This is a genomic window from Dyadobacter sp. 676 (assembly GCF_040448675.1).
GTDB lineage: Bacteria > Bacteroidota > Bacteroidia > Cytophagales > Spirosomataceae > Dyadobacter.
On the sequence record NZ_CP159289.1, the window covers coordinates 889,342 to 915,991 of the forward strand.

The 26,650-nt window shown below is 50.3% G+C and carries 26 protein-coding genes; 7 read left to right on the forward strand and 19 right to left on the reverse strand.

What is annotated here, in order from left to right:
- Positions 1–83 precede the first annotated feature (83 nt).
- From ABV298_RS04115 to ABV298_RS04145, 7 genes are read right to left on the reverse strand one after another with little or no spacing between them, the layout of a single operon-like run.
- Complete coding sequence (locus tag ABV298_RS04115; protein ID WP_353720920.1) at positions 84–2,228, reverse strand: hypothetical protein; 2,145 nt, start codon at positions 2,226–2,228, stop codon at positions 84–86.
- Positions 2,185–3,294, reverse strand: a complete 1,110-nt coding sequence (locus ABV298_RS04120) for a hypothetical protein (protein ID WP_353720921.1) — start codon at positions 3,292–3,294, stop codon at positions 2,185–2,187. Before ABV298_RS04120 ends, ABV298_RS04115 begins: the two co-directional genes overlap by 44 nt.
- A 16-nt stretch (positions 3,295–3,310) precedes the next feature.
- Positions 3,311–4,381 carry an FAD-binding oxidoreductase gene (locus ABV298_RS04125; protein WP_353720922.1) on the reverse strand — a complete coding sequence of 357 codons (1,071 nt, stop codon included), beginning with the start codon at positions 4,379–4,381 and terminating at the stop codon, positions 3,311–3,313.
- A gap of 1 nt (position 4,382) precedes the next feature.
- Positions 4,383–5,093: a (d)CMP kinase gene (gene cmk, locus ABV298_RS04130; protein WP_353720923.1), complete on the reverse strand. Its 711-nt coding sequence runs from the start codon at positions 5,091–5,093 to the stop codon at positions 4,383–4,385.
- A 46-nt stretch (positions 5,094–5,139) separates the two neighbouring features.
- Entirely contained in the window at positions 5,140–5,655 is a 516-nt protein-coding gene (locus ABV298_RS04135) for a GNAT family protein (RefSeq protein ID WP_353720924.1), read from the reverse strand.
- A gap of 9 nt (positions 5,656–5,664) precedes the next feature.
- A complete protein-coding gene (locus ABV298_RS04140) occupies positions 5,665–6,252 on the reverse strand; it encodes an LUD domain-containing protein (protein ID WP_353720925.1) in 588 nt (195 codons plus the stop codon).
- Between the two features lie 3 nt (positions 6,253–6,255).
- The gene (locus tag ABV298_RS04145; protein WP_353720926.1) at positions 6,256–7,632 is read right to left on the reverse strand and encodes a lactate utilization protein B; all 1,377 of its coding nucleotides are present in this window, start codon (positions 7,630–7,632) and stop codon (positions 6,256–6,258) included.
- Positions 7,633–7,872: 240 nt separating this feature from the next.
- On the opposite strand from ABV298_RS04145, the gene ABV298_RS04150 reads away from it, so the two are divergent.
- On the forward strand, positions 7,873–8,268 hold the full coding sequence (locus ABV298_RS04150; protein WP_353720927.1) for a hypothetical protein: 396 nt from the start codon (positions 7,873–7,875) through the stop codon (positions 8,266–8,268).
- A 54-nt stretch (positions 8,269–8,322) separates the two neighbouring features.
- On the opposite strand, the gene ABV298_RS04155 is transcribed toward ABV298_RS04150, so the two are convergent.
- The 7 genes from ABV298_RS04155 to ABV298_RS04185 form a co-directional block, all read right to left on the reverse strand.
- Positions 8,323–9,126: a (Fe-S)-binding protein gene (locus ABV298_RS04155; protein WP_353720928.1), complete on the reverse strand. Its 804-nt coding sequence runs from the start codon at positions 9,124–9,126 to the stop codon at positions 8,323–8,325.
- A gap of 3 nt (positions 9,127–9,129) precedes the next feature.
- Positions 9,130–9,912 carry an endonuclease/exonuclease/phosphatase family protein gene (locus ABV298_RS04160; protein ID WP_353720929.1) on the reverse strand — a complete coding sequence of 261 codons (783 nt, stop codon included), beginning with the start codon at positions 9,910–9,912 and terminating at the stop codon, positions 9,130–9,132.
- A 37-nt stretch (positions 9,913–9,949) separates the two neighbouring features.
- Positions 9,950–10,279, reverse strand: coding sequence for an L-rhamnose mutarotase (locus ABV298_RS04165; protein WP_353720930.1), 330 nt, complete (start codon positions 10,277–10,279; stop codon positions 9,950–9,952).
- Positions 10,280–10,286: 7 nt separating this feature from the next.
- Positions 10,287–11,117: an amidohydrolase family protein gene (locus ABV298_RS04170; protein WP_353720931.1), complete on the reverse strand. Its 831-nt coding sequence runs from the start codon at positions 11,115–11,117 to the stop codon at positions 10,287–10,289.
- Positions 11,118–11,351: 234 nt separating this feature from the next.
- Positions 11,352–12,218, reverse strand: a complete 867-nt coding sequence (locus tag ABV298_RS04175; RefSeq protein WP_353720932.1) for a fumarylacetoacetate hydrolase family protein — start codon at positions 12,216–12,218, stop codon at positions 11,352–11,354.
- A 181-nt stretch (positions 12,219–12,399) separates the two neighbouring features.
- Positions 12,400–13,173, reverse strand: coding sequence for an SDR family oxidoreductase (locus tag ABV298_RS04180; RefSeq protein ID WP_353720933.1), 774 nt, complete (start codon positions 13,171–13,173; stop codon positions 12,400–12,402).
- Positions 13,174–13,695: 522 nt separating this feature from the next.
- Positions 13,696–15,351 (reverse strand): altronate dehydratase family protein, encoded by a 1,656-nt coding sequence (locus tag ABV298_RS04185; protein WP_353720934.1) that lies wholly within the window; start codon positions 15,349–15,351, stop codon positions 13,696–13,698.
- A gap of 174 nt (positions 15,352–15,525) precedes the next feature.
- Between ABV298_RS04185 and ABV298_RS04190 the strand changes: the two genes are divergently transcribed.
- The 4 genes from ABV298_RS04190 to ABV298_RS04205 all read left to right on the forward strand — a co-directional run bounded on the left by ABV298_RS04190 (position 15,526) and on the right by ABV298_RS04205 (position 20,185).
- Complete coding sequence (locus ABV298_RS04190; RefSeq protein ID WP_353720935.1) at positions 15,526–16,434, forward strand: helix-turn-helix domain-containing protein; 909 nt, start codon at positions 15,526–15,528, stop codon at positions 16,432–16,434.
- The gene (gene ade / locus ABV298_RS04195) at positions 16,431–18,059 is read left to right on the forward strand and encodes an adenine deaminase (RefSeq protein ID WP_353720936.1); all 1,629 of its coding nucleotides are present in this window, start codon (positions 16,431–16,433) and stop codon (positions 18,057–18,059) included. The genes ABV298_RS04190 and ade overlap by 4 nt, the downstream gene beginning before the upstream one ends.
- 159 nt (positions 18,060–18,218) lie before the next feature.
- On the forward strand, positions 18,219–18,800 hold the full coding sequence (locus ABV298_RS04200) for a sigma-70 family RNA polymerase sigma factor (protein WP_138364844.1): 582 nt from the start codon (positions 18,219–18,221) through the stop codon (positions 18,798–18,800).
- 113 nt (positions 18,801–18,913) lie between these two features.
- On the forward strand, positions 18,914–20,185 hold the full coding sequence (locus tag ABV298_RS04205; protein ID WP_353720937.1) for a replication-associated recombination protein A: 1,272 nt from the start codon (positions 18,914–18,916) through the stop codon (positions 20,183–20,185).
- Here the strand turns inward: ABV298_RS04205 and ABV298_RS04210 are convergent.
- The gene (locus ABV298_RS04210) at positions 20,179–20,406 is read right to left on the reverse strand and encodes a hypothetical protein (RefSeq protein WP_353720938.1); all 228 of its coding nucleotides are present in this window, start codon (positions 20,404–20,406) and stop codon (positions 20,179–20,181) included. The two genes, ABV298_RS04205 and ABV298_RS04210, sit on opposite strands and share 7 nt — an antisense overlap.
- Positions 20,407–20,562: 156 nt before the next feature.
- On the opposite strand from ABV298_RS04210, the gene ABV298_RS04215 reads away from it, so the two are divergent.
- Complete coding sequence (locus ABV298_RS04215; RefSeq protein ID WP_353720939.1) at positions 20,563–21,108, forward strand: YfbU family protein; 546 nt, start codon at positions 20,563–20,565, stop codon at positions 21,106–21,108.
- A gap of 200 nt (positions 21,109–21,308) precedes the next feature.
- Here the strand turns inward: ABV298_RS04215 and ABV298_RS04220 are convergent, their stop codons facing one another.
- The 3 genes from ABV298_RS04220 to ABV298_RS04230 all read right to left on the reverse strand — a co-directional run bounded on the left by ABV298_RS04220 (position 21,309) and on the right by ABV298_RS04230 (position 24,205).
- Positions 21,309–21,503 carry a hypothetical protein gene (locus ABV298_RS04220; protein ID WP_353720940.1) on the reverse strand — a complete coding sequence of 65 codons (195 nt, stop codon included), beginning with the start codon at positions 21,501–21,503 and terminating at the stop codon, positions 21,309–21,311.
- Between the two features lie 69 nt (positions 21,504–21,572).
- Complete coding sequence (locus ABV298_RS04225; RefSeq protein ID WP_353720941.1) at positions 21,573–22,061, reverse strand: hypothetical protein; 489 nt, start codon at positions 22,059–22,061, stop codon at positions 21,573–21,575.
- A gap of 158 nt (positions 22,062–22,219) precedes the next feature.
- Entirely contained in the window at positions 22,220–24,205 is a 1,986-nt protein-coding gene (locus ABV298_RS04230) for a T9SS type A sorting domain-containing protein (RefSeq protein WP_353720942.1), read from the reverse strand.
- A 686-nt stretch (positions 24,206–24,891) separates the two neighbouring features.
- Between ABV298_RS04230 and ABV298_RS04235 the strand changes: the two genes are divergently transcribed.
- Positions 24,892–25,530, forward strand: a complete 639-nt coding sequence (locus ABV298_RS04235; protein ID WP_353720943.1) for a response regulator transcription factor — start codon at positions 24,892–24,894, stop codon at positions 25,528–25,530.
- Between the two features lie 22 nt (positions 25,531–25,552).
- On the opposite strand, the gene ABV298_RS04240 is transcribed toward ABV298_RS04235, so the two are convergent.
- Positions 25,553–26,605, reverse strand: coding sequence for an aldo/keto reductase (locus ABV298_RS04240; RefSeq protein ID WP_353720944.1), 1,053 nt, complete (start codon positions 26,603–26,605; stop codon positions 25,553–25,555).
- Between the last annotated feature and the right edge of the window lie 45 nt (positions 26,606–26,650).

Below are 26,650 nucleotides of genomic sequence, written 5' to 3' on the forward strand. Positions count from 1 at the left end.
ATTGTAAACAAAAATGGCAGGAGAGTTCAATCTCTTGCCATCTTTATAACTCTCGGATGATGCTTTTATACTGCCCGGTTTGATCAAAAATCGTAACCCAGTGTTACGTAAGGGATTGGCTTGTTGGTATAGCCGTTGTCGACGCCCCAGGCATAATCAAATTTGGCGTAGAACCCGAATACAGTCGTCCGCACGCCGGCCCCGTAGCCTATCAGGTAAGGGTTTTTATAGTTGGTAACCGTGGCGCGGAATGGCTCGTTTTCGTCCCCGATGATCTGGGTATTGAGGCTATTGTTTTCGCTGAAAGGCCCTTTGCCCGTCCATGCCGTACCTATATCGCCAAATCCGACGATCTGGAAATTCCGGAGGAAGCTCGATGTGATTGCGCCGCGGTAAAGGTATTTTACCAGCGGAATCCGCAATTCCGCATTCAGCAACATATAACTTGTTCCCGACAGCCGGTTGAGTTTGAAACCGCGGAGATTAGTGGCAAAATCCGCGAAGAAAATGTCGCGGTTATCGCGCTGGAAGTTCAGCGGATTGTCACCGGTACGGGTTTCTTTGCGGTTACCGAGCCAGTTTTCCATACCACCCAGAATATTTTGCTTCGGGGCCTTCCCGCCGGAGTGGCTGGCCGCCGCACGTACGGCGAGGATCAGGTCGCGGTGGATTTTCTGGTAATGACGGAAATCGAGGCTTACGCGGTTGAAGCTTTCATTTCCATTACTCAATCCCTGATAAGCATCGTACCGCAGCTTGAAACGCGTTCCTTCCATCATATTCATGCCGTTCACGCGGGTATTGTCGAATACGAATTCCGTCCGGACGCCGCCGTAGTTGGATGCGAGATCGGGGTTCGAAAGCAATACATCGATCATCCTGGTCGACGTAAACATCGGTGATACCGAGAAACGGCTGGTCGTCGAGAAGGGATATGAAGCTGTAAACATGAGCTGGTTGAAACGATATTTCTGGATCAGCCCTTCGGAGTCGTTGTAAAGCGTCTTTCTGTCTACGCGCAGCCCGAAGTCGACGCGATAGGTATTGTTGTTGTATTCCGCGAACAAATCGCTGTTTCTGAAATTGGAAGAGATAAAAAGTCCGGCCTTGATGACGTGGTTTTCGAGCAGGTCGTTCATTGAAATGGATTGGGCATAACCAAATCCCCGGATAGGATCGATCCGCCAGTCGGAGCTCGCGTCGTTGGTAATGAATAGGCCTTTGTAATTGTAAGGCCCTTTGATCGCGATGTTTTCACGAACCGCCTTTGTGCGGGAGGCAATCCCCGGAGTCGTCGGGAACGTGCCACGATTACGTCTCGATTCGAACGACTTCAGGACATCCTCGTCGAACTCGTAGTTATCGGTATCCACCTCACCTTCTTTAAGGGCCAGCTTCGAAGTCTGTTCAGTTTGAGCCGCCTTGGCCACGGAATCCACTTTCACCGCGGGATTGGCCGCACCGGTATTGCCGGCACTCGCTACGTTCAGCGCCGGCGGATTAACGGTTGCGTTCAGGTCGAAACCATTTTTGAAAGCCGCGGTATAATAGCCGTCATTCAGGTAGGTATAGGCCAATGCCCCGCCCGCCGCTTTCAGGTTTACGTCCGCATTGCGGATATTCTGAATGTAGTTGGTCAGTTGCGCATTGGTTTTCGACGCCCGGTTGTATTTATAGAGGTTGTTGACACCTTTGTCGTTCGACAGGTAGATAATATCGTTCTCGTCCGCGTAAACCGGCGTTACTTTCGTTTTGCCTTCTGTTTCAACCAGTGTCACGATATTCTCCGATCTCGGGGCGCCGTCGTGTTCAAACAGCGTGTAAGAAGGCGCAATCGACTTGAAGTTGCCCTTATCTCCCCGGCCGAGCGAATCCACGGGTCGGTTGGAAGAGAATACCACGCGTCGCGAAGAGCCTTGAACGAATCTCGGCGAAAGGTCGTCATAAAGGTCGTTGGTCAATGGCAATGCCGAGGCCCGGGCAACGCTGATCAGGAACAGGTCGTTCTGCCCCGCCTTATCCGCACTTACGGCGAGCATCGAACCGTCATGCGACACGTCCATATCCACTATCTGGTCAAGCCCACGGATATTCCGCTTCGTTTTGACCTTCATCTTCTTCGTACCTACATTTTCGTACCGGTACAGGTTCTTCTTATCGTTTTCGTTGGCCAGAATCGTCAGCTCATTGTTTCTCGACCAGCCCAAAAGCGGTGGCTGCGTTTTCATCCGCCCCCCCGATGATATCGAGCTTACCCTGGCGGATCACCTTTTTTGAACCGCTTTCACTGTCAAACAAATACACCCTGTAACGACCGTTTTTAATCTCGCTGACGGCAACATATTTTTTGTCCGGCGAAATTTTGATCACCGCGCTGGCGTCGGTGACATTGAACTCGTTGAGCTTGTATTTCCAGGTCGGGTTCGGGTCGGTATAGAATTGCTCCGCGTTCTTGGTCTGGTTCAGGTAATAGGCCCGCCAGTCGCGCAGGAAGCGGTTGTAGGATTGTACCCCCAGCGTGCTGGTAATGCTGGTTTGCTCGGTGCGGATAATGCGGGTGAGGTTGAGAATGTCGGAAATTTTGTCCTTTCCGTAACGCTCTGCGATATAGTTCCAGATCGAATGGCCGATCAACGTAGCGTCGTCGCCCGTCATAAGCGTCGGTTTGCGTACGTTGCGGTTTTTGAAGAAATCCCGCATATAATCGTTCAGTTCCGGCGACCAGCCTTCGGCAATGTAAGCGGCCGTTCCGGTCATGAACCACTCGGGCAGTGTAAGGAGCAACGAGCTTTGCAATGCCTCTTTCATGTTACCGCCGTAAAGCATGTCATACACAAACAGAAGGCTGATGTCCCTGACGAGTTTTTTACGAAAACCGATCTGATCGCCCGTGTACGCCACCTCCACGCGTGATTGCGAGAGGTTCAGTTTCTGGTCGCTGAGGTTATCCAGCACCGAAAGCCCCATATTGCTTTGTTCGAGCTCCGAAGGCGAATTGTACAGGAATATTTTGACCCGGTTATAGGGCGTCCAGCCGAGAATATCGGTGATTTTATCGAATTCGCTTTCCGCATATTGCGCCGTCAGCCTGGCGAGTGAAGTCCCGCCCTGATAGTGGTATATCTCGAAGTTGGTGGTCCGGAATATCTTCCAGTTGAATTTCTTGTACTGGACCCGGTTTTTCCCGAACGTCTCCTGTGAGGGATAGCGCTGTGCTATTGATTCTGTGAATAATCCTAAAACCGCTAAAAGACCGATCGAAAAGGTTAATGTGTAAATATATCTTCTGCTCATATTGCTTAGGCTGACGTCAACGGAAATATAACGAAAAATACCTTTTTATATTCACTAGCGGGTTCAATTCTTTCCCGTAAATCAGGTGGTTACAAAACTCTTTCGCAAAAAAAGGCGCGAGCGTTACGCCCTTGGTACCTAACCCGTTGAAAATAGACACGTTAGAAAATTCGGGATGAATGCCGATCAGCGGACGACGGTCGCGCACCGACGGACGTATGCCCGCCCGGGCGCCTGTTAATGTGTAACCGGTACTCAGCAATCCCTGCAATTTCGATTCCAGCTCCTGCGTCGCCCCTCCGGCGACCTCCCAATCCAGCGGGTCCCACGAGTAGGTTGCTCCTACTTTCATCCTGTTTTCAGCCACCGGCAATGCGAATATCCCCTGGTTAATGATATACGGTTTCAGTCGCGCGTCCGTAGCAATTTCGAGAATTTGTCCTTTTACCGGGGTAAACGGCAGCCAGTTGAACCAACTGTTTTCCAGTGCGAAAAAACCCTGGCAAAAAATGACGGCTCCGAACCGTTTGCCCTGCCACACTACTTCCTCCTCCGTCCGCAAAAGGTCGGCCGCGCGGAAGGTGGCCTCAACGTATAAATTCCGTTCCTGAAAATATGCCCGACTTGCGTCCAGCAATGCCGGCAAATCGATCCATCCCGACTGTACCACTTCCAGCCCCCCGAAATCCGCATTAAGGTAAGGCATTTCCGTCCCCGGGTCGGGCGTAGTCGCGATATAACGACTTATTCCGGGATCGGCCGTTTGGGCAAGATAGGTATTTTGCTCCTCGATAGAACGGAAGGGCCGGTAAATCGGCAGGAGATGCATTAATTTACGACCCAGCTTTTCTTCCAGATTTCCATAGAATGTCCGGGCATAGGGAAAGAGATCATCGGCCATCCACGTTTTCACGAGTTTTTTGCCCGTCAGCGGGTTGAAGATGCCGGCCGCCACATGCGATGACGAAGGCATGGAAGAGTCGCCGACGATCCGGAAACTTTTTCCGGAGTCGTGCAAATGCCAGGCCACGGAGGTACCGGCTATTCCCTGCCCGATAATGAGATAATCGTAGTCTAACTGCTGCATATCAGGCTTTGTCGGCAGCACGACGTCTGAGTGATAACCCGATCTGCTCGTCGGCGAGGCGCACCACCAGCTCGACTTGCTCGTCGAGAGTCATGAAAGAATTGTCGATATAAATAGCATCCTCCGCCTGTACCAGAGGGCTTTCAGCGCGATGCGTATCGATATGGTCGCGCATTTTGAGGTTTTCAAGAATGTCGGCCAGGTCCACGATTTCGCCCTTTTCCATCAGTTCGAGCTGGCGGCGGTGCGCCCGGATCAGCGGATCGGCAGTCATGAAAATTTTGAGCTCGGCCTGCGGAAAAACGACGGTACCAATGTCGCGACCGTCCATTACAATGCCTTTCGTTTTGCCCATCCGCTGTTGCTGCGCCACCAATGCATGCCGCACTTCGGCGATGGCACTCACTTCGCTCACCTTTTCGGAAACATACATTTTCCGGATCTCGTCCTCTACATTCAAACCGTTCAGGTAAGTATCGTTGCGCCCGAGTTCGGGATGGCGGCGAAAGGATATATGCACTTTGGACAACGCGCTTTCTATCTCCTTCGGGTTGGTAAGACTTATATGATTTTGAATAAAATACAGCGTAACAGCCCTGTACATCGCACCGGTGTCGATGTAAGGGTAATTCAATTGCTTGGCAACCAGTTTCGCAGTCGTGGATTTACCGCAACTCGAATAACCGTCGATCGCAACGATAATCTTGGGCATATCGGAATTTGTAATTTTACAAAGCGTAAAAATACATCTTTAAACCTCATTCCCCGGCCAGCTTCACAAACAAATGTTCGTCTAAAACCTGGTTGTTTTTGATAATGGCCTTTCGGTGAATGGCTTCGAGCTTGTAACCGGCTTTTTCCAGGACGCGCATCGAGGCGGGATTGGTTTCGAATACGCCGGCATACAGGCGGGTAATAGTGGTATTTGCAAAAATCCAGTCGGTCATTTGCATAACCGCCGCGGTGGTGATATTGAGCCCCCAGTAAGGTTCGCCGAGCCAGTAACCTATTTCGGCATTGTTGCGGTGAATGTCCTCCTGCCGTAGCACGCCTATGCCGCCGACAAACTCTTCGTTATAATAAATGGCGCGGTGAAAACTCTCTCCATTGTGGCGGCCGTTGCAGAAATCGATCCAGTAATGCGCGTCCGACAGTGTGTAAGGTGAAGGAAAATTGTCCCTCACCTGCGCCACCACATTCCTATTGTTGGCCAGTTGCGCCAGCCTTCCGGCAATATTTCTGGTGAACGGTCTGAGTGTTACGTGGTGGGCCATAATACATTACTAATCGTCTTCGAGCAGGAAGATTACCATACTGCGCGCCCCGTGCGCGCCGATGACCAGCGATTGCTCAATATCAGCAGTTTTTGACGGACCTGCAATAAAACAGCCCCATCCGAGCGTGTCCTGTAAGCGCGCGTACGCCTCATGCATATTGTCTACGAGTGCGTTACGCGGGATCACAATCGCGAGATTTTGCGTAATAAAAGGCAATACCCGATGCGGTAAATACCGATCCGAAATCCACACCGCCCCATTTTCCGCTACACCAAATTCAGCCTGCACAATCGCGATTTCCACGGTTTCCAGTTCATGCGGGTCGGAAACGTTGAGGCTGAAATCCGCCCAGGCGCTTAATGCAGGAATAGTGGTTGCGCGGTTAACAACACCTTTATAAAGCTCCTCCGCCTTCTGAGTGAGCTCTTCGAGATTTTTAACTGCAATTACTTCCGTATAAATCGCCGCCAGCGTTTCCCGGAATTTCTCTTCGGTATCGGCAAAATCGCTTTTGAAAGTTGTCACCGCAGGCAAAGGCACCGCTTCGGGTTTATTCTGCCGGATCTGCGCTAATATTCTGTCTCGTGAGCTCATCGTCTAATTTTTTCGGTTACGAACATACCAGTCGCGGAAGCTTTCCTTCGGTGGCTCGGGCATATCGCGCTGCTTGTACCACGGGTTCAATGCGTTGTTTACGACAAACGGCATAGCCCGCATTACCGTCCGCCCCAGTCTGCCCGACCATTGGTAAAACCGCGGTTGCGCGAGAACGGCCGACATCGCACGGATACCTATTTCCTTACTTTTATGTACATGTCCTTCCTTCGCCAACACCTGCCGCCATTTATAAAGCTGGTCGTGAATATCGATTTTCACCGGGCATACATTGGAGCAACTGCCGCATAATGTGCTCGCAAACGGCAAATCGGCATTTTTGGTCATATCCAGATTCGGCGCAAGTATCGAGCCGATCGGCCCGGCGACCGCATTATGGTAGCTATGCCCGCCGCTTCTTCGGTAAACCGGGCACGTATTCATACAAGCCCCGCAACGAATGCATTTCAACGAGTTTCTGAAATCCTTCCGTCCGAGCTGGGTACTCCGCCCGTTGTCCACTATAATAATATGCATTTCCTGCCCTTCGCGGGGCTTTTTGAAATGGCTGCTGTAAGTGGTGATCGGCTGGCCGGTGGCACTTCTCGCAAGCAGGCGGAGGAATACGCCCAAATGCTCCTGTTTTGGAATAATCTTTTCGAAACCCATACAGGCAATGTGGATGTCGGCCAGATGTGCGCCCATATCGGCATTCCCTTCGTTGGTCGACACTACAAAGCCGCCTGTTTCCGCAACGGCGAAATTGACGCCCGTCAATGCGGCCCTGCGGGTCAGGAATTTATCTCGCAAATGCTGGCGGGCGGCTTCGGTGAGGTATTGCGGGTCCGTGGCGCCGGCCTCGGTGCCGAGGTGCTCGTGAAAAAGATCGCCGATATCCTTCTTTTTCAAATGGATAGCGGGAAGCACAATGTGGCTCGGCGGCTCGTTGCGGAGCTGCACAATGCGTTCGCCGAGGTCGGTATCGATCACCTCGATGCCGTTTTTGTGCAGGAATTCGTTCATATGGCATTCCTCCGTCAGCATCGACTTGCTTTTGACCATTTTATCGATCCGGTGCTTCTTCAAAAGGCCCAGTACAATTTCGTTATGCTCGGCCGCATTGGCTGCCCAATGCACCTGCACGCCATTTTCCTTCGCTTTTTGTTCAAAAGAAATCAGAAGCTCGTCGAGGTGCGAGAGCACATAATGCTTGATACCCGACGCGGCCTCGCGGAGCTGCTCCCATTCGGGGAGTTGCCTGGATGATTTGTCACGTTTCTGGCGCACGAACCATAGCGTTTCGTCGTGCCAGTTTACGTAAGGTTCGTCTCTGTTGAACACCTCGGAAGCTTCCGCGTGCTCCATTACTGTTTTGGACATAGCTGCCTTAACAATTTGATAATGGTATTTAAAGAAGAATAAGATTTGTACTTTTCACATTCATTGCACTATTTCAAGTTTGCTGTTTGTTTAATAAACAACTTTTTACAAATCGAAAAAATGCTATTTTCTTGTATTGCAATATCTTATACTTTTGAATCAACAAAGTTTTTCGATCGGGGCATCGGAGTCTGAACTAAGTTCAGTTTAACTTTTTTTAGACATTAAATATTAACTCCTATGAAAACCAAAAACACTCTTATTATCGCAGCCTTGACAGGCCTGCTGCTATCAGGACCGGCATTTGCAGCAAATGCCCAGGACAAATTCGCTACCGCAGACAAAACTGAAAACGCTTCCACCAAGCTGACCGTTCTGCAGGTTAAACCATTGCAATTCCGCGTTTCTTATAATAATCCAATTTCTAAAAATGTAATCGTACGTATTCTGGACAATGACAAGAATGTGCTTTTCTCAGAAAATCGTAAAGTTGAAAACAATTATCTGAAATACTTCGACTTATCGACCCTGATGGACGGTACTTACACGTTCGAAATCACGGATGGTAAAGAGAAGGCTTCACAATCGTTTGATATTTTGACTACAACCAGCCGCGTTGTTTCTTCCATCAACTAATAACGGGGCGCTTCCCAGATTCCAGACGGCGGCAAACTTTGTATACGCCGGGGCTCAATGTAAGGGTTCCGGCTTTTTGTTTTTGAATTCCGCATCCCGGCGTTCAGGCATTCCGGCGTTCAGGATTTCGGCGATGTGCTTCACCTGCACATTGGAGTTGTTACGTTTCAGAATGCCTCCCAAATGCATCAGACAGCTCATATCCGAGCCCGTAATGTATTCCGCATTATGGCGGATGTGGTCGGCCACGCGGTCCTTACCCATTTTTACCGATACCGCCTCTTCGCTCACGCAGAAAGTCCCGCCAAAGCCGCAGCATTCGTCGGTACGGTCGAGGTCGATCAGTTCCAATCCTTTTACCTGCTTCAATAAAGAAACCGGTTTCGAGAACGGCGCCGCGTTCAGCTCCGACATCTGCGACAAATGCAGCCCGCGTTGCCCATGGCAACCCTGGTGCAGGCCCACGCGATGCGGGAACTCGGCTTCGATCGATTCTATTTTCAAAACGTCGGTCAGGAATTCGACCAGCTCGTACACCTTCTTTCTGAGTACTTTCGATTCGTCGGCCTTTCCGTCGGCCTTCAAATGGTCCTTAATGTGCAGCACACAGCTCCCCGACGGCGAGACCACGTAATCGCAGTCTTCGAACAGATCAAAAAAAAGATTGTCGCAAGAGCGTGACAAATGCTCGAACCCGGAGTTCGCCATCGGCTGGCCGCAGCAGGTCTGGTTCAACGGGAATGTGACGGTGCAGCCGAGCTTTTCAAGCAATTCGAGCGTTGCGATCCCTACCTGCGGGTAAAACTGATCGACATAACAGGGGATAAATAATCCGATCTTCCAATTTGAGTAATTCATTTTCTACCAAAATTCAATGGTGGCCTGAATGGGGTAGTGATCAGAAACGTCCGGATAATTCCTGATGACCTTGTAGTTTTTGACGCGGACCTTGTTGTTGAGCAAGGCAAAAATGTAATCGAGCCGGTCGCCCGGTAAACCCTCGTTCCAGGTCTGCAACTGCGACCCGCGGGCAGCGTCCTGCCAGTTTTTACGGAACGAAAAATAAGGCTGTTCGTTCGGTCTCGCGCCCATATCCATCCCCAAAAGCACGGGTTGGACGCTGTTGACCAGCATTTGATTGATATAAGCGGCCTGCAAGGCACGGTCCATGACGGACGCATATTCGAGCCGCGAGTTGCAGAACCGGAAGGTAACCGACCGCGACAGTCTGATCAATCCGCATTGCAGCACTTTCGGGTCCGAGCCGGGCGTTCTGGGCAAATTGATCACCTGCGTTTTCTCAAACGGCCAGTTTGAAAGAATGCCCACGCCCTGCGTCCCGTTTTCATTGGTGTCGGCTACGGCGTACGCGTAGTACATGCCCGTTTGCGCGGCGATCTGCCTGAGCTGGAACTGGACCTTTCCCTTGTCTATGAGGCTGTCGACCGCCTGCAAAGCCACAAGATCCGGGTCATTTTCCTTAATTATCCTCAAAATATCCCTGAGATTCGACTCCTCCTGGTTATTCAGCCCATGCCGGATGTTGAAACTCATCAACTTCACTTCCACAGCCTGGCGGGGCTGCGACGAAAGCAATGCAAATGATAAAAAAAGGATGGATAATGCGTAAAATAGTCTGCTCAACCTGTTCGAATGCTAGTTCATACTACAACCTTTCTTCTCAGAGGGCAAATATCTTTTCCATCAATACCCATTTTTCACCGGGTTTGGCGGTGGGTAATGCTTGTTGGTATTTCCACATGAGCGCTTCCCATTCCTGCACTTTCGGGTTGGCGGCGTCCATTTGGGCTTTGGTTTCAAAACTAAAATCGTCTTCCGTTTCCATGATCATGAACAAGCGGTTGCCGACACGGTAAATGTCCATAACTGTAATGCCGGCATCGGTGATGCTCTTGTGGATTTCCGGTTGGATCTTCTTATGATAGGCCTCGTATTCCGCGATCATTTGCGGGTCGTCGACCAGATCCACCGCAAGACAATATCTTTTCATTTTCTGTTTAAATATCGAGCTTGTAAAACCTTTTTGCATTGTTCCCCATCACATCGCGCACTTCGTCGTCGGAGAACATGCCCAGGTAATCTGTAAGGATACCCCTGGCGCCTTCGTACTCGCCTGCCACCAGGCACACCGGCCAATCGGAACCGAACATGATTCTTTCCGTACCGAACGCTTCGAAAACCACATCCAGATAAGGTCGGAAATCGGCTTTTTCCCAATGCTGCCAGTTGGCTTCGGTCACCATACCGGATACTTTGCAATGCACATTCGGCAGCTCGGCGAGCCGGCGAATATCATCGGCCCACGGTTGCAATTCTTGCGCTTTGATGAGCGGCTTGGCAATGTGGTCGAGCACAAAATGTACATTCGGCAATTTCACCGCAAAATTGAATGCTTCTTTCAGCTGGTTCTGGTAAATCAGGATATCGTAGGTAAAATCGAATGCAACGAGCTGCCCCACCCCTCTTATAAACTCCGGTTGCAGCAAAAATCCTTCGGGCTGCCCTTGCGCCACGTGCCGGAAGCCTTTCAGTTTCTCGAATTGCGAATACCTTTCCAGCTTCTGGTACAGGTCGCCAGCCCGCAGGTCTACCCATCCCACAACGCCCATCACAAAATCGTTCGCCTCCGCGAGTTGCAGCAAAAATTCCGTCTCCGAATCCGATTGATCCGCCTGCACCGCCACACAGCCGTCGACCTTGTTCGCCTTCAGGACGGGCCACAGGTCCTCCGGCAGGAAATTCCGCCTGATAACCTGCATTTCGGGCGTAATCCACGAATCGCGTTCTTCGTTGTAAATCCAGAAATGCTGATGGCTGTCTATTGTCATATACTTTTTTACTGTGCTGATAACTTGGTTCGGTTTGTCAGATGTGGTCAGGTGTGGTCATGCGTTGCCAGGTGTTGTCATTCGTGGTCATTCGTTGTCAGGTTTGTAATCTTTGTCCAATACATTTGATTTTCCAATATCACATTACCTGACCACACCTGACTATAATTGACTACACCTGACAATACCCGACTACACCTGACCATCAACGACCAGGAACGTCGCAGCCCCCCCTTACACCGCCGCCTTCCAGGCAATTGCCTCCTGTTTTTGTGAACCTAACTTTTCAATACCCAGTTCTACCACGTCGCCCGGTTTCAGATAAACCGGTGGTTTCATGCCCAACCCTACCCCGGCCGGTGTACCTGTGGTAATCACGTCGCCCGGAAGCAATGTCATAAACTGGCTCAGGTAGCTTACCAGGAAAGGGATCTGGAAAATCATGTCGGATGTGTTGCTATCCTGGATTTTCTTGCCGTTAAGGCTTAGCCACAGATCGAGGTCGTTCGCATTGCCTACTTCGTCGGAAGTAACCAGGTAAGGCCCCAGCGGCGCGAAGGTGTCGTTGCTTTTACCCTTTACCCATTGTCCGCCACGCTCCATTTGGAACGCCCGTTCCGAATAGTCGTTGTGGACCGCGTAACCGGCCACGTAATCCAATGCATTCGCTTCTTCCACGTAGCTTGCTTTCTTGCCGATGATCACAGCCAGTTCCACTTCCCAGTCGGTTTTCTCGGAATTTCGCGGGATAATTACCTGATCGAACGGCCCGCACAATGCAGAAGTTGACTTAAAGAAAATAATCGGTTCCTTCGGCAGCTCCGTCGCACCCGACTCATAGGCATGCTTCGCATAGTTCATACCGATGCAGACGATTTTCGAAGGCCGGGCGATGCAGGAACCATAACGGAAGCCGTCTTCCACTTTCGGCGCGGAAGCCGTGTTGGTTTCCAGCCAACTCGCCAAACGGGCAACACCGTCGGTCGCAAAAAATTTCTCATTGTAATCTTCACCGAATGCCGAAACATCCAGCTTCGTACCGTCGGCCAATTCTACGCCCGGTTTTTCATTTTCAAATGCACCAAATCGAAAGAGTTTCATGAATGCGGATATTTGCGACGGGGGAAAGCTGTAAGCTATTAGCTTTAAGCCATTAGCTTTACGCGACTAAATGTTCTACCGTCGTATGGTTAATGTATTTAATTTTACCAAAACTCAGTACCAAATAACTTTGAGCTTAAAGCTTATTGCTTACGGCTTATGGCCCAAAGCTGACAGCCGTTCAATTATTCAACTTCTCAAACCCGCCGTCAATCAGATAATCACATCCTGTGATAAAACCGGCCTCGTCGGAGCAGAGGTATAATGCCAGTGCGCCGATTTCCTCTGGCTTCGCCATGCGGCCGATGGGCTGCGTTTTGGACAGCTTTTCGAACATTTCCTGCTCCTTGCCCGGGTAGTTTTTGGCGATGAAACCATCTACAAACGGGGTATGTACGCGCGCCGGCGAGATGCTGTTGCAGCGGATACCGTCGGCCAGGTAATCGCGGGCAACCGATAATGTCATCGAGTAAACCGCGCCTTTCGCAGTAGAATAAGCAAAGCGGTCGGGTATTCCTACTGTTGCCGCGATGGATGCCATGTTCAAAATCACGCCTCCGCCATTGGCTTTCAAATGCGGGATGGTGGCCATCAGGCAGTTATAAACACCTTTGACGTTGATATTAATTACACGGTCGAAATCGATTTCGGAAGTAGTATCCGCTTTGCCGATGTGCGCAATACCGGCATTGTTGACCAGGATATCGATCTGGTGGTTCGCCGCGATGGCATTGATGATGTTAACCACATCGGCCTGTTTGGAGATATCCAGTGCGTGTGCCTCGGCCTGTCCTCCCTCCGCCGCGATTTCGCTTACCACCTGGTTGGCCAGGTCGATATTGAGTTCCAAAATGTGCACATAGGCACCCTGCTTCGCGAAAGTTTTGGAGATCGCCAAACCGATCCCGCTCGCCCCGCCGGTTACCAGTGCTGTTTTTCCTGTTAGATCAAACATAGATAGTTGCTTCTTAAAATTAGCTTCTTTTGATAATAGCTGTGCTTTTAATGTTCAACAAAAGCTGTTGCTCTTGCTTTGTTATTATTGCATTGCTATTCTTTTACTCTGGATCCGGGGGATAAAGCCCCCGGCAATAGATTTGGCATCTTGCTTTTCAGCAACTTGGGACTGCTTTTTTGCTTCGCAAATTGTCTACAATCTCCTTTTACTCTGGATCCGGGGGATAAAGCCCCCGGCAATAGATTTGGCATCTTGCTTTTCAGCAACTTGGGACTGCTTTTTTGCTTCGCAAATTGCCTACAATCTCCTTTTACTCTGGATCCGGGGGATAAAGCCCCCGGCAATAGATTTGGCATTTTGCTTTTCAGCAACTTGGGACTGTTTTTTTGCTTCGCAACTTGCCTACAATCTCCTTTTACTTTGGATCCGAGGATTGAAACCCCGGCAATGGATTTTGCTGCTTCTGAAAATTCTTAATCTAGTCCCATCAGTTTTAACTGACGGAAATGAATCCGAAATTTATAGAGAAACGCCGCGTTTCCATGGAATAAAGTCGTCTTGTCCCAATTGTTGCGCTTTGGTGAGCTCGCCGCTGGCTACCTTGATCACATATTCCAGCAATGCTTCGGCATTCTGCTCGATGGTTTGCGTGCCGTCCACAACGGGGCCGCAATCGAAATCGATTACGTCGGGCATGCGTTGGGCAAGAGCCGAGTTGGTCGCAACTTTCGCTACCGGACAGATCGGGTTACCCGTAGGAGTGCCGAGGCCGGTGGTGAAAAGGATGATATTGGCACCCGCAGCGGTTTGGCCGGTGGTGGCTTCCACGTCGTTGCCCGGTGTGCATACGAGGTGCAAACCCGATTCAGTCGCACGTTCGGTATAGTTCAAAACGTCGGAAACATAGGCATTTCCCCCTTTTTTCGCCGCTCCGGCGGATTTGATCGCGTCGGTAATCAGGCCGTCCTTGATATTGCCCGGCGACGGGTTGAATGCGAATGCCGATCCTACGGCTTCGGCTTTGCCGGCGTAGTCGCGCATGAGTTTTTCGAATTTCGCGGCCTTTTCTTCGGTCACACAGCGGTTGAGCAGCTCCTGCTCCACCCCGTTCAGTTCCGGGAATTCGGCGAGAAGCGTTTGGCCGCCCAGGCCTACAACGAGGTCGGAAAGGTGTCCGAGAACCGGGTTCGCCGAAATCCCCGAAAAACCATCGGAACCGCCGCATTTGAGGCCCACCGACAGCTTCGACAGAGGTGCCTCCGAGCGTTCGAATTCGTTGATTTTGGTCAGCCCCATGAAAGTTTCCTTGATCGCGCCCGACATCAGCGAGTATTCGGTGCCTTTCTGATGCTCGAATGCAAAGAATGGCTTGTTGAAATGCGGATCGCGCTTGCGGATTTCGTCTTCCAGCGTTTTCAGCTCCGAATTCTGACAACCCAGACTGAGCACCGTGATACCGGCCACATTCGGATGCACCGCATACGCCGCAAACAACGAACATAAAGTATTGGCATCCAGGCGCGTGCCACCGCAGCCGCCCTCGTGCGTGAGAAATTTAACACCATCCACATTTTTGAACGGTCGTTCCGGTTTCTTCTTCGCCTGTACAGGCGCGTCCACGAAAGTTTCAAGATTTCTGATCGTACGCAGATCGCCCTGTTGGTACAAATGCAGGAATTCCCGCACCTGGTCGCGGTAAATATCGGTTTGCGCATAACCGAGCTCGCGCTCGAATGCGTCCTTCATAATCAGCACATTGCGGTTCTCGCAGAATACGAGCGGCACCACGAGCCAGTAGTTATACGTCCCTACGCGGCCGTCTTCACGGTGGTAGCCCCTGAATGTGCGGTTCTGCCACTTCGTAACGTCGGGCTGCACGTAAGTATAGGGTTGGCGGTTCGCTGTGCTGTAATCGTGGGCGTCGTGTTTCAGGTTAAATGTGGTGATCGGCTCGCCTTTTTTGATCGGCTGGGTGGCCCGCCCGACGAGCACGCCGTACATAATGATGGCGCCGCCGGTATCGATATCCTCCGTAACGAATTTGTGCTTGGCCGAAACGCCGTATTGAAGATGATAATGATTTCCTTCGTATGTCACGTCCGCGCCGGCGGGCTGGTCGCGCAAGGCCACTATAACATTATCGGAAGGGTGAACTTTCAGAAATTGGGACGCCATATTAATGTTCTGGTGAATGGTAATCTGGTATATCCTACTGGTTTTCAATCCGCCAAATAGAATATATCAGCAAAACAACAGAATTATTTGAATACAATGAACTCAGACATTAGCAAATTTTTCAACTATATTGGCATATATTTCTCTTTTACGGTTTTAATCATGTAATTATTTGTGAAACCGCAGCTACTCAAAGTCCCGAAAGGCTTACAAAAGTCTTTCAGCATCCGCCGCGATGTGGTACTCTATTTTTACAACCGCTGGCATTACCATCCTGAGTTAGAGCTTATTCACATCGAGCAGGGCTCCGGCACGCAGTTCGTGGGCGACAATATCCGCAGCTTCCGGAGCGGCGATCTCCTGCTGATAGGCCCTAACCTACCGCATTACTGGCGTTGCGACGAAAAGTACTTCCAACGCGGCAGCCAGCTTTATGCACAGGCTACTGTGGTCCATTTTTCGGAGGATATTTTTGGCAAAAACTTCCTGGTATTGCCCGAAAACAAGTCGATCCACGATTTGCTGCTGAAAGCCCGGCTCGGGTTGAAGATACTCGGAGAAGGCACCGATAAAGTAAAAACGCTCCTGCACGAACTGCTCAACCAGACCAACGGCAATTCCATCATCGCATTACTGCAAATCCTCGAAACGCTGGCCCATTGCGGGGAAATCAATGTACTGTCGAACACGCAGTACCAGAACGAGTACGACCAGTACGACACCGACCGGATCAACCACATTTACCAATACTCGATCTCCAACTTCCAGAAAAAGATCTCGATCGGGGAAATCGCGGAAGTAGCCAATATCAGTCCGCATTCGTTTTGCCGGTATTTCAAAAGCCGCAGCCGCAAAACCTACTCGCAATTTTTACTGGAACTCCGCATCGGCCACGCCTGCAAGCTGCTTTCCGAAAGCCGCATTCCGGTCGCACAGGTGTGCTTCGAAAGCGGTTTCAACAATTTTGCCAACTTCAACAAGTACTTCAAGCTCCACACGGGCAAAAGCCCGATGCAGTACCAGAAGGAGTTCCGAAAAATCCCTATTTCAGGACATTTGCCCGCATTTAACACCGCCATATGAAAGCCAACCTGATCAACATCTTCGAAAAGACCATTCGCGAAACCGAAATCCATGTCGCCGGCAAGCACATTTCAAAAATCCAAATTATAGGTCCGGAGAACCCGGCATTACCTTACATATTGCCCGGCTTCACCGACGCCCACGTGCATGTGGAAAGCTCCATGCTCACGCCCGCGCAGTTCGCACGCCTGGCGGTCGTACATGGGACGATCGCGACGGTATCCGACCCGCACGAAATCGCGAACGTGCTGGGCGTGGAAGGCGTGCATTTCATGATTGCGGATGGTAAACGCGTTCCATTCAAATTCTGCTTCGGAGCACCGTCGTGCGTGCCCGCGACCGTTTTTGAAACCACCGGCGCTATCGTAGACGCCGAGCAAGTCGGCGAACTGCTGGCCAGCGACGATATCGGCTATCTGGCGGAGGTAATGAATGTCCCGGGGGTTTTGAACGAAGACCCGGATATGATGGCAAAAATCCATTGGGCAAGGCATTACAACAAGGCGATAGACGGCCACGCGCCGGGTCTGCGTGGCGAGGAAGCCAGGCAATATGCCGGCTACGGCATTACTACCGACCATGAATGCTTTACGTACGAGGAAGCCCGCGAGAAGATTGGTTATGGCGTAAAAATCCTGATTCGCGAAGGCAGCGCAGCCCGGAACTTCAACGCACTGATCCCTCTGATCGACGAGTTTCCCGACCACATTATGTTCTGCTCCGACGACAAACACCCCGATAATCTCGTGGAGGGGCATATTAATCTGTTGGTAAAGCGTGCTCTGGCATTAGGTTACGACTTTTGGAATGTGCTGCAAGCGGCTTGCATTAACCCGGTAATGCATTACAGTTTGAATGTGGGCCTGCTCCGCGAAGGTGACGCGGCTGATTTTATATTAGTTGATAATTTGAATGCATTCAACATCCTGGAAACCTGGATCGACGGTGCTTTGGTCGCCAAAAATGGCCAGTCACTGATCCCCGACCTGCGTAGCGAACATCCCAACCATTTCGAATGCACGCTCAAATCTGCTTCCGATTTTATTTTTTCTGCAAAAAATCCCGAAACCCGCATCAGGGTAATCGAGGCGCTGGACGGTCAATTGGTTACAAATGAGTGTATAACGGAGGCGAAAATTGTGGAAGGCTCAATAGTACCCGACCCCGAAAAAGACGTATTGAAAGTGACCGTCGTGAACCGCTATTCGCCGGCCCGGCCCGCCGTCGCATTTATCCGCAATTTTGGACTGAAACGGGGCGCGCTGGCGTCGTCGGTCGCGCACGATTCACATAATATTATATGTATAGGATGCGATGACGAGAGTATTGCCCGGGCGGTGAACCTGGTGATCGGTGCGCGGGGTGGCTTGTCGGCAGTGGGCGCCGGTATGGAGCACGTGATCGGCCTCCCGATTGCCGGGTTAATGACCGATCGGGACGGTTACGAAGTAGCCGAAAGCTATACCAAGGTCGATCGTTTTGTGAAGGAAGCACTCGGATCGACACTCAAATCGCCGTTTATGTCCTTGTCGTTCATGGCGTTACTGGTGATTCCCTCATTGAAACTGAGCGATAAGGGCCTTTTCGACGGGGAAAACTTCAAGTTTACCGCGGCAAGTTTATAGAAGGCAGTGATTTTCAGGAAATAGTATCATTAACCTTTGAAGTATAATTTTATGATGAAAATATTTTTAAATTATGTTTTTTTATAAATATATTTACAAGTGTAATAATGACATTATTCACAATCATTCCTAACCCCAATTCCAAATCCTGTCCAAACAATGGCTCACCTACGCTACAAGCAAGAAGAAGAACTCTGTTTTTGGGATCAGTTCAGAAAAGGCGATGAAAATGCCTACGCGTGCCTCTACCGCTCTTACGTTCACATTCTTTACCAGTACTGTTCGCAATTCACGATCGACAAGCCTTTGATTAAGGATTGTATCCACGATTTGTTTGTAGAATTATGGAGAAACCGCATGACTCTCGGCGACACCACTTCGGTCCGCTTTTACCTGATGGCCTCCATCAAACGCAAATTGGTCCGCCACTTGAATGCACAACAAAAGCATACCAGCAACGAAGATATCCCGGTTGAATACTGGCATATCAACACCCCTTCGCATGAGAACCAGCTGATATCGGAAGAAGAGTTCGAATCCACCAATCAGCACCTGAATGTAGCCATCAACGGCCTGCCCCGCCGCCAGCGCGAGGCAATCTTCCTCAAATTTTACATGAACCTCAACAACCACGAGATCGCGGATTTGATGAAAATCAATATACAATCGGTGTATAACCTGGTTTTCGGTGCGTTGGGTAACCTGAAAAAGCAGATGACGCTCGACAGGCTGACTTTTTGATAGCGGCCTGTTTAAACGTTTAAATACATTCCACGAAAGCGCGGCGAACTATGCCGCGCTTTTTTTGTGTTAAATTTACCTTACATTAACAAGCTAATTCCGACACTTCACCCATGACCATGATTACCACGCCCCTGGCCGAACGTCTCCGCCCGCGTACGCTCGACGATTTTGTGGGGCAGGAAAAGTTGCTCGGCCCGAAAGGACCTTTACGGCGGGCCATTATGCAAAATGCCATTCCATCGATGATTTTCTGGGGCCCGCCGGGCGTCGGTAAGACGACGCTCGCGCTGCTCATCTCGGAAGCCACCAAGCGGCAATTCTATAATCTCAGCGCAATTAGTTCAGGGGTGAAGGAATTGCGCGAAGTGCTCGCGCGGCCTTCGGGGCTGTTCCCGCCCATTCTGTTTATAGACGAGATTCACCGCTACAACAAAAGCCAGCAGGACGCATTGCTCGGAGCGGTGGAAAAGGGACAGGTGACGCTCATCGGAGCGACCACTGAAAACCCCTCTTTCGAGATCAATTCGGCATTATTGTCGCGCTGCCAGGTTTATATCCTGGAGGCATTCGGCGAAAAGGAACTGAAAGCGCTCATCGCACGCGCGCTTGAAAAAGATCCCTGGCTGAAAGGGAAAAATATCAAGTTCGCGTCCTACGATGCCCTGATGCGCCTCTCCGGCGGGGACGGACGGAAGCTGCTCAATCTGCTCGAACTCGTGGTTTTGGGTAAGGGCGAGGCCAAAAAGATCGAAATTACCGACGAATGGGTAACCGAAGTGGCACAACAAAACATAGCCCGGTACGACAAGTCGGGCGAGCAGCATTATGACATTATTTCGGCATTTATCAAATCGCTCCGCGGCAGCGATCCCAACGGGGCTGTTTACTGGATGGCACGGATGATCGTAGCCGGTGAAGATCCGTCGTTCATCGCCCGGCGAATGCTGATCATGGCATCGGAGGACATCGGCAATGCGAACCCGACAGCGATGATCATGGCCAACGCGTGCATGCAGGCCGTGAATGTGATCGGCTATCCCGAATGCCGTATCATACTATCCCAAACGGCCATTTACCTCGCCACATCGCCCAAAAGCAACGCAAGCTATATGGCTATCGGGGCCGCTATCGAGGCCGCCACCCGTACCGCTCACCTGCCTGTACCCTTGCACTTGCGCAATGCGCCCACCAAACTGATGAAACAGATCGGCTATGGCAAGGATTACAAATATGCGCACGACTTCGAGGGAAATTTCGCAAAACAGGATTTTCTGCCGGAAGAATTAAAAGGTACCAAATTCTTCGAGCCGGGGAGAAATGCGCGCGAAGAAGAAATCAGGAAAAAGCTGCAAAACTGGTGGAGCGACTGGTACGGCTACTGACCCCCGTCGCCTTTTCTCTTTTCTTCAAACTTTTCGAAGGACAAATCGGGCACTTCCGGTTTTGCAGCCGGAGTCGCTTTTTTCCATTCCTGTTCCAGCCTGTCAGCAAGCCTTCGCAGGTTTTCTTCGGTTTCCATCCGCTTCACATAATCGGAAAGCGGCTCCTCCTCTGACTGGCTATCCCGTTCGGGATCTGTCGGGTCCGTGTGTAATTGTTCCATAAGTTGAGTCGTGAGTGGGTCTCGGATGCCTGTATGACCGAGGCCTGACAGGCAATGCGGTTGTAAAGGAGCAAACTTTCCCGAACATTGCAAGCAAAGCCCGCATAAAATGTATCGAATACCACTAAATTGCTAAAAATGTCGAACCAGCCTCATATGATCCCTCAAAGTATTTCCCTTGTCGAAAGACAACTGCTGATCAACCAATGCAGAATCCTGTCGGTTATCGCCGACGAAAAAGAACGAGACCTCTGTGAAAAACGGATTGAAATCCTGGAAAAAGGCTACACCGGTCTCTACCCCAAGGTATTCAGCAACCTCTATGAAGAAGTGCCCATGAGCGTTTACAGCGAGATTTCCGATATTATGAAAATGTATAGCCGCATCAACGAGTCCATAAGGTTGCTGCCCGACGCGGACAGGGAGTTACTCGACCTCGCATCTCTGGAATTTGAAGGATTCGATCAGGATAATGGGATGCACTATTATATGATGTCGTATCTGGTGGACCGGATGGACGAACATGCGGAATATAAGGGACGCGAATTAAAGTCCCACAAAAACAATTCGCTTATCAAATACAACCGCATGCTTTCCGTGTATTTTGAGTACGAAAAGGCTAAAAAGCTGCAATATTCTTCTCCGGATTTGCAAAAATTTATCGACGAAGTCAAATCGTTAGCCGCTGACAATCAGCAGTAATTCGGCAGCTATCACCGGATAGTAAATTCCCGCTACCCAGCAGCTACAAAAAATATTATTTCCTAAACAAAAATGAATGTTTTGAATAAAGAAATCATTAAGTTTGTAGCGAGAACCCCTAAAAGGGTTTTCAATAACGTTGAGTAAAATCAAACATCCCGGTTACCTTGTAACTGGGATGTTTTTTTATACCAACTGCGTTAGCGTAGCTGCACTTTGCGAAGCCTGTCAGCGTTTCGTTTGAGAAACAAACGATCGCTCACGGAATAGCGGCGGTAAGAATGGTCCTTTTTCAGCTGGATAACAAGCCAGAACCCACCGATTGCCGCACCGACGAGCGCAATCATTACGAGGATCGGTGCGATATTGTAGAGATTTTGAAGTAACTGTGCCATGATATCCGTGTTAGTCAGGTTTGATTAATCCAACCAAATAATCATACCAGCAGCTTTCCTTCCCCTTCCCTACATTCTCACACTCAACACTTTTACATCACAGCCCACCACGGAGTTATTGACATACCCGACGCTCAATCCGGAAATTTTCGTTGATTTTCCCGCCGGCAGCGATGTTTTGATCGTAACGATCTTGGAAGCCACCACGGCCTGCACATCATTGAGGTATTTGAATTCTACTTCCGTGGTCTTAACCGGGTTGGCCGAAGTATTCTCGATCACCATATTGTGGACCGCTATCCCACCTACGGGATGCCATTCATTTTTTACGACATGGATTTTCGCCGCCAGTTCATCCGCCGGCCGCCCCGGTAAAGAGTCGGCCGTCGTCAGGACTTCGGTTTGCGACCTCAGGTCTTTCCGGGCATGCAGGAAATCGAGTTGCTTGTAGTAATAAAGAATGTAAATGAAGACACAAACCGGAACAATGGCAGCGGCCCATTTCAGTACCGGGATAAGGACCTTTTTAAACCTGCTCTTTTTACTTCTCCTTGGCATATCAGATACGTTGGTAAAATCGGGGTACTTTCTGTTTCAAATATACCGTTCTGCCCATTTAAAAAAAGTAGTTGAGCGCCCTTTTTGAATAACACGTACATAAAAACAAACCGCTGACTTATGACCAGCGGTTTGCACGTGTATCGTGTGGGACAGGGCTACTGCCTCACAAATCTTTGTGAGCTTACGCTTCCGTCGATATTGGTAACCTGGATGACGTACGCCCCCGCAACCAGGTTTCGTGCCTGGATACCGGAAAGTAACGCATTTGAAGCTTCGAAAACGACCTTGCCGGCTGCGTTTACAACTTTTACGGCTTTTACTTTGCTCCAATCGCCTACATTGACAGTCAGGTTTTCGGAACCGCCGACAGGGTTAGGATAAACCAGCGCGATCCCCTTGAAACGCAGGTTTTCGATGCGGCTGTAAGAGAAAGTCTCGTCGAGATCCACCATTTTCAGGCGGTACAGATTGTCTCCGTTCAGCGGAGTCGGGTCGACGAACGAATAGTGTCTGGTGACGCTGCTCTCCTTGTGTGAAGCTACCGAACCGATTTTAGTCCAGTTCTTGCCATTCTGGCTACGCTCGATTTCGAAACGGTCGCTGTTTGTCTCTTCCGAAGTCGTCCAGGCCAAAGAGGCGGTTTGTCCTTCTGCCATCGCTTTGAAGCTAACCAGGGTCACCGGCAATGCTCTTTCTATCTCCATTGTAAATGAAGTAATTCCTGTCTGACCGAACTGGTTTGTAGCCCGCACGTCGAACGTGAAAATACCGTCTTCGCCGGTTACAGGCGTTCCCGAGAAAGTGCCGTCCGGGTTCAGGGTAACCGAGCTTGGCAAAGTTCCTGCCATGGTACGTCCGCCCGGTGCCGTTACCTGATACAATTCATAAGTGTAATCGCCCGGCTGACCGCACTGGATGCTGAAATTTTGCGCCCCAAACAGGCTGGAAGTCATCGCCTGGCCTACGCGCCCCGGGGCCAGCGCCCCACCCGTGAAAGATACCGCAGGACGTGCGCCGATTTCATGAATGCGGATACCGGTAAAAAGGTTCGCGTTCAAAATGGTAGCCGACCTGATCACAATTCTGTCGAATTCGCCTCCGCCAGGAGTGAAAACGATCTTGGCAAGGCCGTCGTTACCGAACAATGTAAGCAGGTCGAGATCCAAAAGCAGGTTTCTTACCGACTGTGCCGAGCCGACCGGTGTTGCACCCAGGTATGCCTGGATGGTTACGTTATCCAACACGGCTAGATTTGCCAGGGCAGCGGGTTTTGAAACGACCGCAAAAATCTGGTTGGTGCCCGGAATGGTTTTGCCGAGATAGACGGTTTGGGAAACGTTCGATGCCGCAGTAATCGCGCCGTTTTGCAAAAGCGAGAAGTTGTTTGCATCCACAACGCCGTCGATGGCATTTTGAGGATTTTGCAGTGCGTCCGTCAAAGTCAGCGAAATACCCGTTGCATGAGGGTCTATGGCCGTAAATGCAAACGCCGCCTGTTCGCAAGGTGTAAATACCGTGTTCTCGTAATTGGTCGCATGCTCCACGCTCAGCGTAATGCGACCCAATGCGAGACCGATCAGTGAAGCGGTCGCATTGTCGAAGTTCAAAGTCACCGTAACCTGCGAGTAAGTGTTGGTGGGCGTTACGGCGATGTACAGGTTGCCGGCAGGGTCGCGAACCAGTTCCTGAGTGGTGGCACCGCCATTGGAAGTAGCACGGATCGTGTTGTTCTGCAAAAGTCCCAGAACGTTCAGCAACGAGCTCAGATCCAGGTTCAAACCGGTTTGAGTCAATTCGCTGATACGAACATAGGTTGTTTTGCCCGCAGGAAGGGCCGGACTGAAATTCAGATGCAGTGCCGCATCGCTGGAATAGGTGATCGAACCGATGGCGATGTTTACGACCAGACCAGAAGCGGTAATCGTGGCCGATTGACCGTCGGGTGCACCCACTGCATTATTCGGATTCAAAACGTCGGAAGTTGCCAGTGTCTCGGAATGGACTGTAGTACTGGTGGAAGCAACATATTGCTGTGCATTGGCAAGATCAGGCGATACGCCAGCCAGGATTACGGCAGACATGACCCCGCTGATTTTTTTGCCAACCAATTTCCTGATTAAATGGCCGATAGAACTTTTCATAGTGATAGAAATTTTAGAATAGAGATAAACCGTTATGTGATAAAAAGGAACATAAATAAATGCATGTAAATCAAATTGTTAAGCAAAAACCAGCACATCCGGCAGCGTTTCCACTTCGGTTGAAATTTCCTGGGCACCTGGCAAAACATGCGCGCCTCACTATATACGCGGGCACGGCCAGATTCTTTTTACGTGAAGGTGTCGCCTAACGAATAACCGGACGGCCGGTCAAGAGAGATGAGTCGATATCTTTCGCATCAGCATTATTTCGAACTGGTTTATATGTTGATGATTTCTCATGTAGTGGGCTCAAAGCAAATAAGTAAACTTAGTTATACTATATGCACTAAACTAAATAGTACTTATTTGCAAATGTATCTATAAATGGATCAAAATAAACCCACATATTTTCAGTATGGTATCACCCCCCCAAAATTTAGGGGGATAGAATTAATTTTATCCACACAATTATTGTAAATTCCAGCGGCAAAATTCGCTAAATAAGTATCTCCTACTGTCGGATGGCTAGTTTACGTGTTTTTCGAGTACTTAGAGTGTCCGATCCGGCTGTTACCGGATTGCCCTGGCATGCCTTTTATTCCAAACCTCATCATCTTTCATAGCGAAATGACGTGATCGTACAAAGCAGGCGAGTCAAAATATATCGCTCAAATTAAAGTTATTCTATGAATATAGTTTTAGTAGACGAACACCTCCTTTTAGCCGATGCCCTGCAGAACCTTTTAAGGTTGCAACCCGAAGTAACCAAGGTGGATGCCTATACCGATGGCAAAGAATTTCTTTCCGAAAGAAGCGCAGCTCCTCCCGATATCCTTGTAATGGACCTGGGCCTGAATGGGTCGAACGGCCTGGAACTGCTGGACATTTGCCGTTCCACGCTTCCAAAAGAAATGAAGGTCATTGTTCTTTCGACGATTACCGACGTGCAGACGATCAAGCACACCATCCGCCGCGGTGCCAACAGCTTCCTTTCCAAATCAACGCCATTCGAAGAATTCAAGGAATCGATTTTCCAGGTCAGTTCGGGCAAGCAATATATCGGCAAGGCAATTCGCGACAGCCTGATCAACAGTGTTTTTACAGAGGAAGAAGTGATCATGCACCTTTCTCCCCGCGAAAAAGAAGTACTTCAAAAAGTTTGCGGTGGCCACACGATCAAAGAAATCGCCTACGAACTGAAACTCAGCGCGCATACCGTGCAATATTACCACCGGAGCGTGATGGACAAACTGAAAGTCCGCCGCACGACCGACCTCATCGTATATGCCATGCAGCATGGCCTGTACATTCCGGAGGCCAGGTAAAACACGTGGCCTCCGGAGCGCTTTATTCCCGGCAGGCAAGCGGACCATAAAAATCAGGCAGCGGGTTCAGTTTCGTATTTTTCCGCTGGTGCCAATAAGGATAGATCGGCGGTTTTTCACTCGCTTCGTCGAGCCGCTTCACCTGGTCGAGTGTGAGATTCCAGCCCACCGCGCCGAGATTTTGCTTCAGTTGCTCTTCGTTCCGGGCCCCGATAACGACGTTGCTCACCGTAGGGCGCTGCAAAAGCCAGTTCAGGGCTACCTGCGCAACGGTTTTACCGGTTTCCGCCGCAACGGCATCGAGCACGTCAATCAGGTTAAAGAAAAACGCTTCGGGAATTTCCGGACCTTCGCCCCCGCCCTGGGCAATGCGGCCGTCGGCCGGAATGGGCTGCCCCCTTCGGTATTTCCCACTCAATCGCCCCGCCGACAGCGGGCTCCACACGATCGTCCCCACCTTCTGATCGAGCCCCAGCGGCATAAGCTCCCATTCAAATTCCCTGCTCAGCAACGAGTAATGTGCCTGATGCGCGATGTATTTGGCCCAGCCATAGCGCTCCGAAACCGAAAGCGATTTCATCAGATGCCAGCCGGAAAAGTTGGAACATGCGATGTAGCGTACTTTTCCTTCTCGAATGAGGTCGTTCAGCGCACTGAGGGTTTCTTCCACGGGTGTGGTGCCGTCGAAACCATGCATGTGGTAAATATCGATATAGTCTGTCTGCAACCTGCGCAAACTGTCCTCACAGGCCCTGATCAGGTGAAAACGGCCCGAACCCCACTGGTTGGGTTTGTCGCCCATTCTGAAAGTGGCCTTTGTAGAGAGAATGATCCTGTCGCGCAGCCCCATGATCGCCTTGCCGAGAATTTCTTCGGACAATCCCTGCGAGTACACATTGGCCGTATCGAAAAAATTGAGGTCAGCATCCATACAAAGCTTTACGAGCTTTTTGGCTTCATCGACCTGCGTATTGCCCCACGCTTTAAAGAAATCGCCGGTACCACCAAATGTGCCGGTACCAAAACTCAGTACAGGGACTTTCAGGCCCGATCCTCCCAGTTGTCTGTATTCCATTGATATTACTTTTAAATGAATAAAACCGCGAAACCGCCCCCCGGA